Source organism: Youngiibacter fragilis 232.1 (assembly GCF_000495435.3).
GTDB lineage: Bacteria > Bacillota > Clostridia > Clostridiales > Clostridiaceae > Youngiibacter > Youngiibacter fragilis.
The window spans coordinates 14,494-31,656 of the sequence record NZ_AXUN02000209.1; the positions used below are offsets into that span (position 1 = coordinate 14,494).

Sequence of the window (17,163 nt, forward strand, 5' to 3'; positions counted from 1 at the left end):
CTTGATTCGTAACAGCGCAGCAATGGCATTGGAATCATTGCTGCGCGTTTTGGTTCATTATAAATAATGGATTAATGCCCACTCATACGGATTCATTTTGCGTGCATTATTTTGGTTTGGTTTATTCCGGATTACCTTTGTTCCTGGTTTCTATGCATTCCTTGGCGAATTTAAGGAACAGCTCAGTTGAAAGTGGAAGCCTGGTATCCATTCTCCTGATACAGTAAATATTGCGCTTGAGTCTGATTTCATCAAGGGCTTCAACCCTGCTGAGCAAACCGAGCCTCAGCTCTTGTCTTACTGCACTTTCGGAGATTATTGATATTCCGGAATTGTCATAGATGCTTTGCTTTATGGCTTCTATTCCGCCCATGACGCAGATGTTCTTTTGCGTAAACCTGAATCCGCCCGTTTTCTCCAGGTAAGGTATCAGTGATGTGTTGGGATTTGTGACAAGAAAAGTCTCGTTTTTCAGCTCATTGATGTATATGCTCTTCCTCGATGCCCAAGGATGGCTGTTGTTCACGACTATTACAAGCGGGTCCTCAAGGATCGGTTCACATATGATATCCTGGATATCCGAGAGATATGGCTGGGAGATTATTCCAAGCAGGTATTTCCTGCTCTGCACACTTTCGATGACATTCTTCGTATACTGGACATTGTTGACGACAGTTATATATGGATATTTCTGCCGGAACAGGAACATCAGATTCGGAAGAACATAGGTACCTGGAGTGCTTGAGGATGCTATCAGTATCTCTGACTGCTCCATAAGCTTCGATTGCAGCAGATGTTCCTTGGCTGTCACAAATGTGTTGTGCAGCTGCTGCGCATATGGAAGGAAGAGCTGTCCGTCCTTGGTAAGTTCTGCTTTCTTTGCCTTTCGCATGAACAGGTCACAATCGAGCTCCTTTTCGAGCCGCTGTATCCTCAGGGACACTGCTGCCTGTGAGCAGTACATTTCCTCTGCTGTCTTGGTGAAGCTGCTGTTCTTTGACATCAGCAGGAAGGTCTGTATGGTCTCAAGGTCCATTAGTGAATCCTCCAATCAGTATGAGTCAAATTGCGGGACAATTGTTTGCAAACGATTTTCAATAAATTATATTTATTATAATATCATGTTTCAAGTTGATTCGGTTAATGGAAATACACCAATATTCAGAAGTTTTTATCGGGCTTATCAGCTTTTGTTATAGGATATGGAAAATACGAGCATTATAAACAATATTTATAGGAATGATTAGAAATTGTAATTGGCATTAGTTTTAATAAGCAGTTATGATTTAGCTATCAACAGTTAACTTTTGGTGAATTAATCATTTGAAAAGGGGAAAACCTGAATATGGAAAAAACAGTCAAGGTCACAAAGGAAAAGGGTCCTTTTGAGCTTAAAATGCAATTCTTTGGATTGCCTTTGGCATTATTAATCTTTGCATCCATATATTCTATGCCTACTCCACCAGGCCTTTCATATGCGGGGAAGATGGCGCTTGGGGTGTTTCTTTCTGCACTTACTCTCTGGGTATCCGAAAGCATACCCAATTATGCGGTATCATTGCTTGTTATAGTTGCATTACCACTGACAGGTGCCTGGACAGAGGATCAGGCCTTGGGGGTGCTAGGATATGAGGTCATATGGCTCACATTCGCCGCATTCATAATAGCATCGGGTATGGAGAAAAGCGGACTTGCAAGGAGGATGGCTCTCTTCCTCATCTCAAAGTTCGGCAAGAGCGTCAACAGCGTGCTTATGCTCCTTATAGCGATCAACTTCCTGATAGCCTTCGTCGTTCCTTCAACAACGGCCAGGGCGGCGATGATGTTCCCGATAGTGCTTCTTGTTGTCGAAGCCTTCGAGGTAAACATAAACGACCCTAAGAACAATTTCGGAAAGATGCTGGCTCTTCACGGGATACAGGCCAACAACCTTTCGACGGCGGCTATCGTTACAGCAACCTCGTCGCAGATACTCGCCATAAGCTCCATCAAGGACCTTACTGGCCGTGAAGTGTCCTGGATGCAATGGTTCGTTGCATCTGCTCCGGTAACCATATTCACACTTGTAGCGATGTTCTTCATAGGAAAAGTGCTGTTCAGGCTGCCAAAGTCAGAAAAGACTACGCTTGACCTGACTAAGATCAAGGACGAGTATGCAAAGCTCGGTAAAATTACTCTGAATGAAAAGAAGGCACTTGGAATATTCCTTTTCACACTGGCCCTATGGGCTATGGACAGCCTCCAGGTCAAGCTGTTCGGATTCCAGCTTAGCCTTGTAATGGTAGCGATACTATCAGCTGCGCTGTTCTTCCTTCCTTATGTCGGGATCCTGAAGTGGAAGGAAGCCAAGATTTCATGGAACCTCCTGATATTCGCCTGCGGAGCATACGCAGGGGGCGTCGCTCTGGATGAGACCGGGCTTGCAGCCTGGGGCCTCAACATCATATTCAAGAGAATGGGTGTTGAGAGCATGAGCTTCATAGTGCTCTTCGCGGTGCTGATGTTCATAGCAAGCTTCAGCCATCTGCTCTTCACATCGAAGACAGTAAGGACCATAATACTCATTCCGACTATCATCGGAATAGCCAATGCTACCGGATATGATCCGGTGTCACTGGCATTGCCTGCAGCATTCTGCATAGCTGATACCATAACCCTTCCGCCGCACAGCAAGGTAAACCTGATCTACTACGGGACCGGATACTTTACAGTGCTTGAACAGATGCTCTACGGAGTGCTTGTACTTCTGGCGAAATGGGCACTTATGGTGCTGGCTGCTGCAACGTGGTTCAAGTTCGTTGGAATAGTATAGGAGGGATGGGAATATGAAGAAGGCAATTATAGTCATGCTTGCATTATTAGCTGTAAGCGTGTTTTCAAGCACAGCCTATGCTATGGATTTCGGAAGCCTTGAGAGCGTGCAGGATACCCTGATACCAGATGGTAAGGATGCGGTCATCCATCAGAAGATAACCGCTGTAACAAATGCAAATGGTGAGATCGCATTCCCGCTTTACAGCAAGACCGAAATGGTTAGCATTGAAGCAGAAAAGGGAAGTATGGCAGGTAATCCTGAGGTTGTTGAATACGGAGACAATAAGTTCAATGTCGTGACCTTCAATGAGAAGGAGTCTGAGGTAACATTTGAGGTAGTTGTAAAGAAAACTGGAATCTACGAAGGAAAGAAAGCGAAGCTTGGAGATACGTTCCCAAGCGGTGCCAGGACCATAGAATACAAGGTTGTGAATTCCTCCCCTGTTGCAATCAAGTCATACTCTGTGAAGATGGCCGCTCCGGAGGGTAAGGAGCTGTTGAACATAGTGGGGTATGATGCTGAGGAAGCATTCGGCATAACCAAGGAGGACGGAATGACTTTCGGAGGATTCGATTTCGAGGAAGTGGCTTCAGGCAAGGAAGTCAAGCTGGCAATCAATATCTTCAGCCCGATGAAGATCCATTCAACCCTGGTGTGGATACTGTCCATATTGATCTCAGCGGCATTCATGTTCAAGAACAAGGATCTGCTAAAGGGAAAGGCTGCAGTGCAGCAAGGATGAATTTGGATGTTAAGGCGGTAAGACTATGAGGAAAAGACAAGGGATACTTATTGTTCTGGACGGCCTGGGAGACAGGCCGAACCCGGAGCTTGGCGGAAAGACACCTCTGGAGAGTGCTGAGACTCCAAACATGGATTATCTGGCATCAAGGGGGATGTGCGGTAATACATATCCGATAGCCCCTGGCATAAGGGTAGGGACTGATGTAGGTCACCTCCAGCTATTCGGCTATGACAGCGCTGAAATATATTCAGGAAGGGGTCCTCTCGAGGCCTACAGTGCGGGAATGAAGATGATGCCGGGTGATGTGGCATTCAGAGGCAACTTTGCCACTATAGACGATGACTATACGGTAATAGACAGACGGGCCGGAAGGATCAGAAAAGGCACCAGTGAACTGGCTGAATCCCTCAACGGAATGATACTTGAAGACGGGACAAAGGTCCTTGTGAAGGAGCTCACGGAGCACAGGGTGGCTGTGGTATTGCATGGCGAGGGCCTGAGTGACAAAGTGACCTGTACAGACCCAGGTACTGCGGCAGAGGGTTCGAGACTGGTTGTTCCCAGCGCATTGGATGAATCGAGAAGCGCAGAAAGGACAGCGGATAACCTATGGGAATTCACACAGCGCTCCTACAATATCCTGAGTGACCATCCTGTGAACAAGGAACGTAATGAAGAAGGGCTGTATTCCGCAAATGCAATAATCACGAGAGGTGCTGGCCTTGAAAGGTTAATGCCGACACTGAAGGACCTTTATGGAATCAGGGCGGCATGTGTCGCAGGTGATGCCACAGTTGGCGGAATAGCAGAGCTTGCAGGAATGGACTACTTTACCGACGAATCATTTACTGGAAGCTTTGACACCAACCTCACTGGAAAGGCATTGCTTACTTTAAGGCTGATCAATGAGCAGAATTACGACTGGGTAGTCATGCATGTCAAAGCAACAGACCTGGCGGGACATGACAATATTCCAGTTGCCAAGAAGGAAATGATCGGGAAGATAGATACGGCAATCGGATTAATTCTTCGGAAAATAGACCTTAACAGCTGCTATATCACCATCACGGCAGACCACAGCACTCCATGCGAGGCAAGGGACCATACCGGTGATGGGGTACCAACGATCATAGCAGGAGGAGATGCAAGACGGGACATTGTCACATCAGCTGGAGAAAGCCAGTTCATGTCAGGATGCCTTAACAACCTTACAGCAAATGACATCTTCATGCTCCAGATGGACCTGATTGGGTTCACGGAAAAGGTAGGTTCTTGAATAATTGAAAATGAAGGACTCTCTGATTGAATCGGAGAGTCCTTTGAATTCATTCTTTCAAAACATGTTCTGGCTGACCAGGTAGCTTGATAGAGCTATGGAGATGAGCTTATCCTCTATGGAGTCAGACCTTGATGTCATAACCAATGGCGATGTGGTTCCCATGATTATCGATCCAACCCTTTTCCTGGCAAAGTAGGTTATCGCCTTGTGAAGCACATTACCCATTCTGATATCCGAAACCAGAAGGATATCAGCTTTACCTGCTACTTCGCCTGTGATACCTTTGTGGTTTGCAGAAATGACAGATATCGCGTTATCAAGGGCGAACGGTCCGTCTACGATACAGTTCCTTATCTGGCCACGTTCGTTCATTTTGGAGATCACTGCTGCATCAAGGGTCTCTGGCATCGCCGGATTGACGGTTTCAAGTGCTGTTACGAGCGCTACCTTAGGTATCTCATATCCTAGAATTCGTGCGATATGTACAGCGTTGTTCAGGATCTCCACCTTTGTATTCAAATCAGGGGATATGTTCATTGCACAGTCGGTGATGAAATAAAGACCCTCAGAGTCAATCTTATCTGTCACTGTCATCTGGGTTACCAAGCGGTTAGACCTTAAACCCTTCTCCTTATCCAGGACTGCCTTTATGAAAGTTGAGGTCGCAAGAAGTCCCTTCATCGGCATGTCTGCCTGACTGCTCCTGACGAGCTCTACAGTCTTTGCTGCGCACGCAGCGTCGCTATCAGCATGGATTATCTCCACGCCATCCAGCCTGTAGTTACCTTCGGTAATCATTTTCTCAATCTTAAGTTTGTCACCGACAAATATGAAGTTTGCTATTCCTCTGTCTATCGCTGCCTGAGCTACCTGAAGGATCTCATCATCAGCCGCCTGTGCAACAGCAATCGTCTTTTTCGGCAGATTAGAAACTTTCTCAAGGACCTCATCCAAAGACCTTATCATGGACATACCCTCCTAAACTTATTTTGCATGGTATCATACGTATTCCTGAATCGGCCACTGGCCATTCATGCCATTGAGAGCCCCTTCCAGGAGTGATTCGATTTCATTTTCGCCTGGGAACAGGTGGATCGGAGCAATGAATTCGCACCATTTTGAGATTCCTGAAACTATGTATGAGGAGTATGCCAATCCACCTGTCAAGGCGATTGCATCAACCTCTCCTTTGAGGGTGACTGCAGCAGCACCAATGCTTTTCGCAATCTGATAGATCATCGAGTCATAGACCTCTTTAGCAAGGATGTTTCCGTCTGAGATCATGCCTTCGACTTCCCGTCCATCCTTGGTTCCAAGTATCTGGTATATTCCTCCTTTACCGTTGACCATGCTGTAAAGCTGGGGATAGGTATATTCTCCTGAAAATGCCGCCTTCAGGACTTCGCCAACCGGTAGGGTTCCGGCCCTTTCAGGAGCCATGGGTCCGTCTCCATCCAAACCATTGTTGACGTCTTCAACTTTGCCTTGATGGTGGGCTGCGATTGACATTCCTCCGCCCATATGGATGATTATCGCATTCATTTCCTCGTATTCTTTTCCAAGCTTTGATGCAAGCTTCCTGCCCACTGATTTCTGGTTCAGAGCCTGATAGAAGCTCTTCCTGTACACATTTTTCCAGCCAGTGTAGCGTGCCTCCGGAATAAGCTCGTCAATGCAGGGTGCATCAACAGTAAGGGCTGTAATACCTAGCTCCCCTGCAATATCATATGCTATGGTGCAGCCTACACCACACGGGTGATTGCCATACTTGCGACTTTTGGCATCCTGAACCATCGCTTCATTGATCCTGTACGTTCCGCTGTTCATGGCCTTGACAGGTGCACCCCTTGAAACAATGAGGCTGAGGTCTGACAGGTTGTATCCATTTGCTGTGACGTAATCTTCTATGATCTTTCTTCTGAATGAGTACTGGTCCCATATATCGCTGAATGTATGGAACTGGTCGTCACTCTCGTGGCGTATGGTCTCCTGACCTATGCATTCCCTGTCTTTATATATGGCTATCTTAGTTGATGTGCTTCCCAGGTTGACGATTAGTATAAGATTCAAGTTATTCATGGTTACCCCCCGTTTCGTTTTTTGTCCTATATACGAGTAAATTTAATATAGAACAAAAAAGAAAACTGTGTGAAAAAACACAGTTTTCTGAAAAAGGTCATGTGATAATGTGTCTGAAGAGTTAATGAATCAGGTCGCCCTTGTGAGGAACTGATTCAGTGCAGCAAGGTCAGGGCAGCAAAGCATCCTCTTTTGCTTGTTTATTAGGTTCTGCTTCTTGAGGCTGGCAATGGCCTTGGTAACTGCCTCTCTCCTTGTGCATATCATCTCACCGATTTCCTGGTCGGTGATGGTGAGTTTGAGACAATGGCCGTTAGGGCATAAGCCGCTGTTGTCACAATTGTTTTTCAGGGATGGTAGTTGACTGCATTCGGAACTGAAGGAATCAAATAGAGTCACAAGAAGCGCTGCTATTCGTTCTTCGATATTCATGAAAGACAGATACTCGACCTGAAAGGCGAGGAGCCTGATTTTTCGGCCAAGTGAATCAAACATATGATAAATGACATCAGGCTGCTCTTTCATCAAGAGAGTGATCTCATCATTACCGAAACACAGCACTGTAGATTGCTTGAGTGCCTGCGCACAGGTGAAGCTGGGGAACCTGTCAAAAAAGGCAGTCTCACCGAAAAATGATCCTGGTTCATGGATTGCCAGAGTCTTCTCAGTACCGTCATGGCTGGCAACACTTACCCGTATCCTTCCTTCAGTCAGGAAATACATGTACTTACGTTCATCTTCCTGCTGATAGATAAAGCTTCCTTCCGGGAAGACCCGGGTGCAGTTTGCATATTTGACCAGTTTCTCCTGGACCTTTTTATCCTCGACTACCCAGAGTGATCTGTTAAACATGGCTGACCTCCAATTATGATAGAAATTACCGTCACTTTTTTTTGAGGCTCCTGTAAACGGTTGCTTATCATCCAATATAACATAATGCAGGGTGCCCTTAAAGGGATGGTTTTTGACAAAGTATGACAATCCGCAATCCGCAATTCATATTCAGTACAAAATTAAGGAGTGATTCAAATGAAGGAAATTCGAATTCATGGAAGAGGAGGACAAGGCGCTGTCACAACATCAGAAATAATTGTGTATGCGGCAGTCCAGGATGGAAAGTTCGGGGCATGTTTCCCCTATTTCGGATTTGAAAAGAAGGGTGGACCGGTCAGTGCGTTCGTCAGGATCGATGAAAGGAAGATCAGGGAAAAGAACCAGGTATACAACCCTAACTGCATCATGGTCATCGACCCTACACTTTTAAGCAGTGTTGACGTATTTGTAGGTGCGAAGGAAGATTCGATACTTGTGATCAATGCAAAATCAATTGAGGATATAGAAATTCCAAAGAACATTACAAAGGTTGCATTCATAGACGCCAACAAGGCTTCAATGGATATATTCGGGAAACTTCTTCCAAACACAATAGTCCTCGGTGCATTTGTAAAGGCGACTGGATGGGTAAGCTTTGACAAGGTTAGGGAGAAGACCAGGGAGGTCTGGGGTCCTAAGAATATACAGGCCCTTGAATTCGGGTTTGAGAATGTGACTGTCCTGGAAGTAAATGGAGGAAATAACGATGACAAGAACTGAATTCATATGCGCAATCGGAAAAGAGCTTAACATAATAAATACTGGCGACTGGAAAGTCTACCCGCCGGTCATACAGCAGGAAAAGTGCAAAAAATGCGGAATCTGCCTCATGTACTGCCCTACAAAATCAGTTAAGCTGATTGACGGCAGATTCTTCATCAACCTAGACTACTGCAAGGGCTGCGGTGTTTGTGTGCATGAGTGCCCAGCTAAGGCAATCGAATTTGTTAGAGGAGAATAATTATGAGCAATATACGCGTTTTGGATGGAAATCATGCGGCAGCGATAGGTGCAATACTAGCAAAGCCTGATGTTGTAGCAGCATACCCGATAACACCTCAGACCCCTCTTGTGCAGCATTTCAGCCAGTATGTGGCAGATGGTGTCATGGATTCAACTATTGTAGAGCCTGAATCGGAACACTCGGCCATGAGCGTACTGACCGGCGCATCACTGGCAGGTGCAAGGACATTCACAGCTACCTCATCGCAAGGATTGGCGCTTATGTATGAGCCGTATTTCAGGGTCTCTACGATGAGGCTTCCTATTGTAATGAACATAGTGAACAGGGAAATGATATCCCCGCAGTCAGTCTGGGGTGGCCCACAGGATTCCCTTACCATAAGGGATGCCGGATGGATACAGATATATGTGGAGGATAACCAGGAGATCCTAGACATGACTATTCAAGCATTCAAGATAGCTGAGAATAAGGATGTTCTCCTTCCGATAAACATTTGTTATGACGGGTTCTATCTTTCACACATGACTGAAGGTGTTGAGGTCCCAACTCAGGAGCAGGTCAACAGCTTCCTTCCGAAATATGAGCCGACTCATGTAAAGCTGGACCCGTTAACACCAATGGCAGTCGATCCGCTTACACCTGGAAATTATCTCCAGTACTACAGGGAACTACATATGCAGGCTATGGACAATGCCAAGCGAGTTATCAAGGAAGTCAATGACGAGTACGCCGAGAAGTTCGGAAGGAATCATTTTGGACTTGTAGAGCCTTACAGGATGGAAGATGCTGAATATGTGCTTGTTACCCTTGGGTCACTGACAGGATCAGCAAGGGTTTCGGTGGACTTGGCAAGGGAAAAGGGAATCAAGGCAGGACTTGTGAAGATAAGGGCACTCAGGCCATTTCCAAAGGATGAGGTGATGGAGCTGCTTAAGGACAGGAAGGCAATAGGAGTCGTTGACAGGAATGTAAGCTTCGGATGGCATACCGGAATCGTATATCAGGAAATTAAGTCTGCGATAAGCAGCCTGAAGTCAGTACCGACCGTACCATTCGTTGGAGGTCTGGGTGGTGAAGATTTGACCACGGAGCTGATGGTTGAAGCCCTTGATATGGTAATAGCTGCTGGCGAAAGCAACCAGATCGAGAATCCCGCTCATTGGCTAATAAATCAGAAGGGGAGATAAGAATGACTATAGCAGAGAAAATCGCATCAATGGAAGATATGGTCGGACCTGGAATAACCGCGTGTCTTGGCTGTAATGTTGAGCTGTCAATGAGAACCGCACTTCAGGTCATGGGACCGAATACCATACTTGCAATACCACCAGGTTGTATGGGTGGTGTACAGAGTGTCGGATGGGCTGACAAGACCGGAATGAAGATACCGGTGTTCTTCCCGCTACTAGACAATACTGCCTCGATGCTCAGCGGAATAAAGAAGTATTACGAGCGGATAGACAGGGATGTCAATGTTGTGGCATTCGCTGGAGACGGAGCATCCCTTGATGCAGGGTTCCAGGCGTTGTCAGGTGCTGCGGAGAGAGGAGACAACATAATCTACATTTGCTATGATAATGAAGGATATATGAATACGGGGTTCCAAAGGAGCAGCTCTACATCCCTGGGTTCCTGGACATCTACAACTCCGGTTGGAAAGGTAGGCCAGGGAAAGAAGTCAAACAAGAAGGACATGCCTCTCATAATGGCGATGCATGACATACCATATATGGCGACAGCATCACCAGCGTACATGCCTGACCTGATCAGGAAGCTCGAGAAGGCTAAAACTATTAAGGAGGGACTTGTCTATATCCACATTTACAACAGCTGCGCTACCGGCTGGGGCTATGACTCTGAGAAGAGCATAGAAATTGCCCGCAAAGGCGTCCAGTCAAGGTTCATGCCCATATATGAAGTTGAGAACGGGAAATTCAAGTTGAATGTAGATGTGAAGAATCCCCTTCCACTGAAAGACTACCTGTCTTCCATGAAGAAGTACAAGCATGTCTCTGAAGAGCAGATAGCGGAGCTCCAGGAATATATCGACAAGAAGTGGGAAAACCTTAAGACACTCTGCAGCTCAATGGGATGAGACCGGCAGAACTCATATTGAACAATCTAATGACAAACTGAAAGACTAGATTTCTAAAATTGGGGGATATGAAATGAAAGCGATCAATAGGTTTATTGATTTGTGCATGGCTGCATTATCCGGTGTAGCAGCGCTCGCACTGGGATTTTTGCTGGTAGGGATATGCTACTCAACATTTTCGCGGTTCCTTTTCAACAGGCCGTTAACAAATCTTGTTGAGTATGCAACATACAGTCTGATTTATATAACATTCCTTTCCGCACCTCAGATACTGAAGGCAAGGGGGCATATTTACATAGATATGATAACAAATGTGCTTCCAATGAAAGCAAACAAAATCCTTGGCATAGGGGTTAATCTGGTCGGAGCGCTAATATCTTCCGTAATCTTCTATTATGGAAGCCTGGTGGTCAAGGATAACTACCTTTTCAAGGTGAAGGTCATGGACTCGATGGGTACACCACAGTTCATGCTTACGATGGTTATACCAATCGGCATGTTCTTTGTCACAATCCAGTTCATTAGAAACCTTTACGCCGATTACCTCCAGCTTAAGGAAGCTAATGCCACAAAAAAATGATTTGAGGTGAATATCTTGGAATGGTACGTTGTATTGACTTTAATATTTGTAGCGCTTTTGGCGATAATGTTCACAGGATTGCCGATAGCATTCACTTTCATGCTGGTTTCAACAGTTGTAATGTTCGCCATGCAGGGAGAATTCGGTGTCCGTCAGCTAGTGCTTGGAATGTATGACCAGGTCGCCCAGTTTTCATTGACCCCGATTCCGTTCTTCATGATTATGGGTGAAGTATTCTACCAGTCCGGACTTGTATCAAGAACTCTAGATTCACTCTCGAAGTTCGTAAAGAAGGTCCCTGGAAGGCTTGCGATAATCACTCTGCTTGGCGGAGGAGTATTCGCTGCATTATCAGGCTCAGTGGTAGCTAATACCGCAATGTTCGGATCGCTCATGCTTCCTGAGATGATGAAGAGAGGCTATTCAAAGAAGCTTATCGCAGGGTCCATAATGGCCTCAGGTGCCCTGGCAATGGTAATTCCTCCAAGTGCCCTTGCAGTTCTTCTAGGAAGTATCGCCGGCATATCAGTAGGCAAAATCCTTATCGGTGCTATAATACCAGGAATCCTGCTGATGGTTTTCTATATACTCTATACTATGATAGTCTGCACAATGAAGCCGGAATATGCCCCTTCCTTCGATTTCGAAGAGTCCTCATTGAAGGAAAAGCTCATCGGAGCACTCAAGGACATTGTACCGCTGATTTTCATATTCCTGATGGTAATGGGAATAATCTTTACTGGCATTGGTACACCGACAGAAGCTGCGGCACTCGGAGCATTGGGTTCGTACATACTCACCATATTCTATAAGAAATTTTCCTGGAAGCTGGTCTACAAGACACTTGTGGATTCGTTAAGAGTAACGGCGATGATCCTAATAATAATTGCAGGTTCTGCAGGTTTCAGCCAGATTCTGGCTATGACAGGAGCTAGCCGTGATGCGGTCATAGCGATTATGGCGATGTCGAGTTCAAAGACCATTATCATAGCGATAATGTTAGTTATCATTGTAGCATTAGGCTTCTTCATGGAACAGACAGCGATAATGATGATAACCCTTCCAATAATGATGCCTGTAGTTCTGAATCTGGGTGTAGACACCATATGGTTTGCAGTGCTATATCTGATATGCCTTCAGATAGGACAGCTGACACCACCAGTAGGACTGGCACTGTTCACAATGAAGGGAGTGTCACCTCCGGAGGTCACAATGGGAGATATCTATAACGGGGCAATTCCTTTCTTATACATGGATATCCTGGTGCTTGTGCTGCTTGCTGTCATTCCGCCGCTCATAACCTGGCTGCCCAATCTCCAATAATCAAAAAACTATTTTGCTAGGGGGATATTATAATGAAGTTCAAAAAAAGTGCCATAGCCATACTCGTTGCTCTGCTCAGCGTTACCTTCACAGCCTGCGGTAAGAAGGAAGCTCCTGCTCCAAGTTCAACTACGGAAGAGAAGGAAGTCACATTATCTGTAACATCAGCCTGGGCTGAAGGTAACTCCTTACTGTTCAACATGGATGATTTCATAAAGAAAGTTGAGGAGAAAACCAATGGTACTGTTAAGATCGTATGGGGCGGAGGTCCTGAAACAATCCCTACATACCAGCTAGTGGAAGCGCTTCGTACCGGAGTAATCGATATTGCCTGGACCGCACATACCTACAATGTTTCCTATGTGCCTGTAATGGAAGCGATGAAGCTTACTGATGCAGAAAAGATGAGGGCTTCAGGCGGATTTGATTTTGTCAATGCGCTATACAAGAGCAAAATCAACAGCCATTACATAGGGGCTACTACAAACGGCCTTACATACAACCTATATATGAAGAAGGAAATCAAATCAATCGATGACTTCAAAGGCCTAACCATAAGGGCGACACCTGCATATCAGGCATTCGTTGAATCTCTGGGGGCTGGCGTTGTAAACATGGCACCTGGTGAAGCATACCAGGCACTTGAGAGAAACGTAATACAAGGATATGGCTGGCCAAGTGTAGGCGTGAAGGATTTTGGATGGCAGGAAGTATCGGATTATATCGTCCAGCCCTCATTCTACAATGTTGATGTGGCAATAATGATGAGTGACAAGGCATGGAGCAAGCTTAGTGCAAACCAGCAGAAGGCAATCATGGAAGCTGGAAAGGAAATTGAGGCTGAATCCAACGAATACTATGTCAATGCGATAAAGGAAGAAAACAAGGTACTTACTGCAGAAGGTATGAAGGAACTTGTACTGTCTGGAACGATTGCGGATGAGTTCTACAAGAAGGCCTACGAGAAGGGCTGGGAGAGCGCAATTAAGGCTGATGCAGAGAATGCTGCAAAGCTTCAGAACTTCACAGGCTACAAGAAATAACATCCGTAGATACCTAACCTGATTGAATAATCGAATATCAATCTCCGGGCTGGTCTGTTTTGTCGGACCAGCCCCATTTCTTGTCTCATTGATTTTTAAAATACCTATTGACTTGGAGTAAGCTCCAGGGTTTATGTTAGTATTATAACAACAAACTTCATCCTGAAAAGGGTATGATAACTATGGCGTTGAAAAATCGCTTCAATGCGAAGAGCCGCAGTATCAGGCCTTCCATTGGGAAACCAATGGCATATGGATTCACATTTGTGATGAATCATTCTTAACAGAACGTTGAGTATCTGATTGTATGACACTGAAACTGCGGATGATGTAAACAAAGGAAGCGAGTGAGGTAGAAGAATGGGAAAGATTTTAATAGCGTTTTATTCGAGAAAAGGACAGAATTATGTCAGCGGATCAATCAGAGACCTTAAGGTTGGGAACACTGAGGCAGCTGCAGGACTCATCAGGGGAATAACAGGCGGAGACCTTTTCAAGATCGACACGGTAAAGGAGTATCCCGCAGATTACACTGAGACAACTGATGTGGCAAAGGATGAACTGAGAAAAAATGCTCGTCCGGAGCTTGCTGAAAGTGCAGGCAATTTGGAGGAATACGATAAGATAATCCTGGGCTACCCCAACTGGTGGGGGACCATGCCTATGGCCGTATTCACATTCCTTGAATCGTATGACTTCTCAGGGAAGACGATAGCTCCCTTCTGCACCCACGAAGGAAGCGGGCTTGGGCACAGTGTCAGGGACATAGCAAAGCTCTGTCCGAAAGCAGCAGTAACCAAAGGCCTGGCAATTCATGGAACCGGGGTTTCAGGTTCAGGGAAAGACATTAAAAAGTGGCTGGATGAGGTTTTGTGATGGTCTCCATTGAAACATGAGAGTATATGGAATATGCAGCATAAGGAGGTTTATATGAACATTTCAGAGGTAAGCGAGAAATATGGCCTTACCCAGGATACGCTAAGGTACTATGAGAGGGTGGGAATGATCCCACATGTCACACGCACACAGAGCGGGATAAGGGACTATACGGAGGAGGACTGCAGGTGGGTTGAACTGGCAAAATGCATGAGGAGTGCAGGTCTGCCTGTAGAGGTTATGATAGAATACCTTAAGCTGACCCAGGAAGGGGATACGACAATAGCGGCCCGAAGGGAGCTTCTGATGGAGCAGAGGGAGATACTGATTGCCCAGAGAGAAGCGATAGATGCCACGCTGGAACGTCTTGAATATAAGATAGGACGATACGACCAGGCAATTGAGACCGGAGTTCTCAAGTGGAATAAGCTTGAAGTGTAGGCTTTGCGAATCAGATTCGGTTTATAGATAATAACTCAAACTTCGCAGTTTAGAAATACCATTAAATGCTTGAACCCCAACACAAATAGGCCATGCTCTAGTCTCAGGCGCGTGAATTTAGGCTGATTTGCAGCATTTTTGGAAGGGTTCTGATAAATTTCTCCATGAAATCCATAACTTGTTGCTCCGATAGACCGAATTCTTCCTCAATTGCAGCAACCAAAGCCTCCATAAGGATAGCATAAGAGCATTCCTGTAATGAAAAAACTTGAACTTTGAAAAAGGAGACCCTTAGCAATACAATGAAAGTGTGCTGATCCAAGGCAAGAAAGGCACAAATTCAAAGTATGAAAGGAGTCTCCAAATGAATAGTACACAAAACGACAAGCTAATGCAAATCAAATCTGAAACGTTGGTGGTTGGAGTTGATGTAGGGAAAAATGTACATTACGCTAGAGCCTTTGATTACAGGGGAATCGAACTTGCAAAGCTGACCAAGTTCAGCAATAACAGAAAGGGATTTGAAAGCTTTGACAGTTGGATGAAGTCCTTGATGGTACTTAAGGGAAAGACCGATACCATAGTAGGCTTTGAGCCCACAGGGCACTACTGGTTTGCACTCGGTGATTTTCTTAAGATCCGTGGTTATAAATTGGGCATGGTCAATCCATTTCACGTAAAATGTGCGAGGGAACTTGATGACAATAACCCCGCAAAGAATGATCACAAGGACCCCAAGACAATAGCTATGCTGGTTAAGGATGGCAGGTACAGGGATGTCTACATTCCAGATGATCTTTATCAGGAGTTGAGAGAGGCGGTGCTTGAAAGGGAACGGCTTACTGAGCAACTGACGGCGATACAGAATCAGGTAATACGATGGCTTGACATCAGGTTCCCAGAGTTCAATGACGTGTTCAAAGCCTGGACCGGGAAATCAGCGATGATGACATTGAAGTCATTTCCAACACCAGCCATGGTAGTTGCAGCAGGTGTTGATGAGATACTAAAGACCTGGCAGAAGGCTTCACAGAAAGCGAGCCGGAGAAAGGCTGAAATACTGGTAGAAGTGGCTTCTTCATCCATAGGTAAGGTTACAGGAAGGAATACCGCTGTAATTGCACTGTGGAACCTGATACAGCAATACGAGATTATAATGGAACAGAAGGTGTATGTAGAGAGCCTTATGCAGGAATTGCTTCTGAGAGTCCCTAATGCATCAAAGATTCTTGAAATCAAAGGGATAAGTGTGATTTCAGCTGTAGTTATAATCAGTGAGATTGGAGACATTAGCAGGTTCAAAGATCCGCGCCAGATAATAAAGCTTGCGGGATTGAACCTTAGAGAAAACAGTTCAGGAAAACACAAGGGGCAGACCACAATCAGCAAACGCGGCCGTAGGAGGCTCAGAGAAAGTCTGTTTAGGGCAATGATACCTATTCTCTCTAACAATCCTGATTTTCAGGCGATACACGCGAGAAATATAACTCGAGACTTGAAGCCAATGAACAAGATGCAGTCAATAATCGCACTATGCTGCAAACTTGTGCGGGTTATGTATGCCATTTTGAATAAAGGTAATAACTATGATTCGGGGAAAATGCTGTCTGACATGAACTTGCAACAAAAGGCAGCATAGACGTGCCAATAGTTCTATGAATCAGTGCCTAAGCCGCATGGGCACATGATTAAGGTCCATTCAAATTCACTAGAGAAACTATATGAAAGATGAGAGCCGGGGCAGTCAGAAAGGATTGAACCATTAGGGCGATAGACCCAGTGTGAGAGCATAACTGACGTTCCACTCCAAGGATAGGCAGGACGAAGGAATTTAGGCGCGAAGATGCCTTAAGACATGGGAGAGTTGCCACCTGGAGCTGATGTGGAATCCCGATGGCCGAGATACAAATCTAAAGCGGTTTGTTCTCCATGCGTGGAAACACCCAGTTATCAGGCACTGTCCTAATCCTTGGAGAATGCCCTCATCAAGTTAATGTGTAAATCTAAGATAAACGGAGATAATAAGAGATAGTGGGTTTTTATTAAGGGA

Annotated in this window: 17 protein-coding genes; 13 read left to right on the forward strand and 4 right to left on the reverse strand. The window is 45.5% G+C overall.

The window, feature by feature from the left end; all coding sequences use genetic code 11:
* Window positions 1-121: 121 nt before the first annotated feature.
* Window positions 122-1,036, reverse strand: a complete 915-nt coding sequence (locus T472_RS16045) for a LysR substrate-binding domain-containing protein (protein ID WP_023386339.1) — start codon at window positions 1,034-1,036, stop codon at window positions 122-124.
* A gap of 309 nt (window positions 1,037-1,345) precedes the next feature.
* Here T472_RS16045 and T472_RS16050 point away from each other — a divergent pair, with 309 nt between their 5' ends.
* From T472_RS16050 to apgM, 3 genes are read left to right on the forward strand one after another with little or no spacing between them, the layout of a single operon-like run.
* On the forward strand, window positions 1,346-2,812 hold the full coding sequence (locus tag T472_RS16050) for an SLC13 family permease (RefSeq protein WP_023386340.1): 1,467 nt from the start codon (window positions 1,346-1,348) through the stop codon (window positions 2,810-2,812).
* Between the two features lie 13 nt (window positions 2,813-2,825).
* Window positions 2,826-3,557, forward strand: coding sequence for a hypothetical protein (locus T472_RS16055; protein ID WP_023386341.1), 732 nt, complete (start codon window positions 2,826-2,828; stop codon window positions 3,555-3,557).
* 25 nt (window positions 3,558-3,582) lie between these two features.
* A complete protein-coding gene (gene apgM / locus T472_RS16060) occupies window positions 3,583-4,836 on the forward strand; it encodes a 2,3-bisphosphoglycerate-independent phosphoglycerate mutase (protein ID WP_023386342.1) in 1,254 nt (417 codons plus the stop codon).
* A gap of 57 nt (window positions 4,837-4,893) precedes the next feature.
* On the opposite strand, the gene T472_RS16065 is transcribed toward apgM, so the two are convergent.
* The 3 genes from T472_RS16065 to T472_RS16075 form a co-directional block, all read right to left on the reverse strand.
* Window positions 4,894-5,805: a bifunctional enoyl-CoA hydratase/phosphate acetyltransferase gene (locus T472_RS16065; RefSeq protein WP_023386343.1), complete on the reverse strand. Its 912-nt coding sequence runs from the start codon at window positions 5,803-5,805 to the stop codon at window positions 4,894-4,896.
* Between the two features lie 33 nt (window positions 5,806-5,838).
* Window positions 5,839-6,918 carry a butyrate kinase gene (buk, locus tag T472_RS16070; protein ID WP_023386344.1) on the reverse strand — a complete coding sequence of 360 codons (1,080 nt, stop codon included), beginning with the start codon at window positions 6,916-6,918 and terminating at the stop codon, window positions 5,839-5,841.
* Between the two features lie 129 nt (window positions 6,919-7,047).
* A complete protein-coding gene (locus tag T472_RS16075; protein WP_023386345.1) occupies window positions 7,048-7,770 on the reverse strand; it encodes a Crp/Fnr family transcriptional regulator in 723 nt (240 codons plus the stop codon).
* Between the two features lie 177 nt (window positions 7,771-7,947).
* Here T472_RS16075 and T472_RS16080 point away from each other — a divergent pair, with 177 nt between their 5' ends.
* The 10 genes from T472_RS16080 (at window position 7,948) to T472_RS16125 (ending at window position 16,752) form a co-directional block, all read left to right on the forward strand.
* Window positions 7,948-8,511 carry a 2-oxoacid:acceptor oxidoreductase family protein gene (locus T472_RS16080; RefSeq protein ID WP_023386346.1) on the forward strand — a complete coding sequence of 188 codons (564 nt, stop codon included), beginning with the start codon at window positions 7,948-7,950 and terminating at the stop codon, window positions 8,509-8,511.
* Window positions 8,498-8,752, forward strand: coding sequence for a 4Fe-4S binding protein (locus T472_RS16085; RefSeq protein WP_023386347.1), 255 nt, complete (start codon window positions 8,498-8,500; stop codon window positions 8,750-8,752). The genes T472_RS16080 and T472_RS16085 overlap by 14 nt, the downstream gene beginning before the upstream one ends.
* 2 nt (window positions 8,753-8,754) lie before the next feature.
* Complete coding sequence (gene porA, locus T472_RS16090; RefSeq protein ID WP_023386348.1) at window positions 8,755-9,942, forward strand: hypothetical protein; 1,188 nt, start codon at window positions 8,755-8,757, stop codon at window positions 9,940-9,942.
* Window positions 9,943-9,944: 2 nt separating this feature from the next.
* Window positions 9,945-10,850, forward strand: coding sequence for a thiamine pyrophosphate-dependent enzyme (locus T472_RS16095; RefSeq protein ID WP_023386349.1), 906 nt, complete (start codon window positions 9,945-9,947; stop codon window positions 10,848-10,850).
* A gap of 73 nt (window positions 10,851-10,923) precedes the next feature.
* A complete protein-coding gene (locus T472_RS16100) occupies window positions 10,924-11,430 on the forward strand; it encodes a TRAP transporter small permease (RefSeq protein WP_023386350.1) in 507 nt (168 codons plus the stop codon).
* Between the two features lie 33 nt (window positions 11,431-11,463).
* Window positions 11,464-12,753, forward strand: a complete 1,290-nt coding sequence (locus tag T472_RS16105; RefSeq protein WP_207643987.1) for a TRAP transporter large permease — start codon at window positions 11,464-11,466, stop codon at window positions 12,751-12,753.
* Between the two features lie 32 nt (window positions 12,754-12,785).
* The gene (gene dctP, locus T472_RS16110; RefSeq protein ID WP_023386352.1) at window positions 12,786-13,796 is read left to right on the forward strand and encodes a TRAP transporter substrate-binding protein DctP; all 1,011 of its coding nucleotides are present in this window, start codon (window positions 12,786-12,788) and stop codon (window positions 13,794-13,796) included.
* A 360-nt stretch (window positions 13,797-14,156) separates the two neighbouring features.
* Complete coding sequence (locus T472_RS16115; protein ID WP_023386353.1) at window positions 14,157-14,672, forward strand: flavodoxin; 516 nt, start codon at window positions 14,157-14,159, stop codon at window positions 14,670-14,672.
* A 54-nt stretch (window positions 14,673-14,726) separates the two neighbouring features.
* Entirely contained in the window at window positions 14,727-15,113 is a 387-nt protein-coding gene (locus T472_RS16120; protein WP_023386354.1) for a MerR family transcriptional regulator, read from the forward strand.
* Between the two features lie 364 nt (window positions 15,114-15,477).
* Complete coding sequence (locus tag T472_RS16125) at window positions 15,478-16,752, forward strand: IS110 family RNA-guided transposase (protein WP_023863716.1); 1,275 nt, start codon at window positions 15,478-15,480, stop codon at window positions 16,750-16,752.
* The last annotated feature ends 411 nt before the right edge of the window (window positions 16,753-17,163 follow it).

What these genes read in the sequence shown, in the direction of transcription:
- T472_RS16125 (WP_023863716.1), top strand. Translation starts at nt 15,478, where the DNA reads ATGAATAGTACACAAAACGACAAGCTAATGCAAATCAAATCTGAAACG.
- T472_RS16085 (WP_023386347.1), top strand. Translation starts at nt 8,498, where the DNA reads ATGACAAGAACTGAATTCATATGCGCAATCGGAAAAGAGCTTAACATA.
- T472_RS16075 (WP_023386345.1), bottom strand. Translation starts at nt 7,770, where the DNA reads ATGTTTAACAGATCACTCTGGGTAGTCGAGGATAAAAAGGTCCAGGAG.
- buk (WP_023386344.1), bottom strand. Translation starts at nt 6,918, where the DNA reads ATGAATAACTTGAATCTTATACTAATCGTCAACCTGGGAAGCACATCA.
- dctP (WP_023386352.1), top strand. Translation starts at nt 12,786, where the DNA reads ATGAAGTTCAAAAAAAGTGCCATAGCCATACTCGTTGCTCTGCTCAGC.
- T472_RS16055 (WP_023386341.1), top strand. Translation starts at nt 2,826, where the DNA reads ATGAAGAAGGCAATTATAGTCATGCTTGCATTATTAGCTGTAAGCGTG.
- T472_RS16080 (WP_023386346.1), top strand. Translation starts at nt 7,948, where the DNA reads ATGAAGGAAATTCGAATTCATGGAAGAGGAGGACAAGGCGCTGTCACA.
- T472_RS16115 (WP_023386353.1), top strand. Translation starts at nt 14,157, where the DNA reads ATGGGAAAGATTTTAATAGCGTTTTATTCGAGAAAAGGACAGAATTAT.
- T472_RS16120 (WP_023386354.1), top strand. Translation starts at nt 14,727, where the DNA reads ATGAACATTTCAGAGGTAAGCGAGAAATATGGCCTTACCCAGGATACG.
- apgM (WP_023386342.1), top strand. Translation starts at nt 3,583, where the DNA reads ATGAGGAAAAGACAAGGGATACTTATTGTTCTGGACGGCCTGGGAGAC.
- T472_RS16100 (WP_023386350.1), top strand. Translation starts at nt 10,924, where the DNA reads ATGAAAGCGATCAATAGGTTTATTGATTTGTGCATGGCTGCATTATCC.
- porA (WP_023386348.1), top strand. Translation starts at nt 8,755, where the DNA reads ATGAGCAATATACGCGTTTTGGATGGAAATCATGCGGCAGCGATAGGT.
- T472_RS16065 (WP_023386343.1), bottom strand. Translation starts at nt 5,805, where the DNA reads ATGATAAGGTCTTTGGATGAGGTCCTTGAGAAAGTTTCTAATCTGCCG.
- T472_RS16095 (WP_023386349.1), top strand. Translation starts at nt 9,945, where the DNA reads ATGACTATAGCAGAGAAAATCGCATCAATGGAAGATATGGTCGGACCT.
- T472_RS16045 (WP_023386339.1), bottom strand. Translation starts at nt 1,036, where the DNA reads ATGGACCTTGAGACCATACAGACCTTCCTGCTGATGTCAAAGAACAGC.
- T472_RS16050 (WP_023386340.1), top strand. Translation starts at nt 1,346, where the DNA reads ATGGAAAAAACAGTCAAGGTCACAAAGGAAAAGGGTCCTTTTGAGCTT.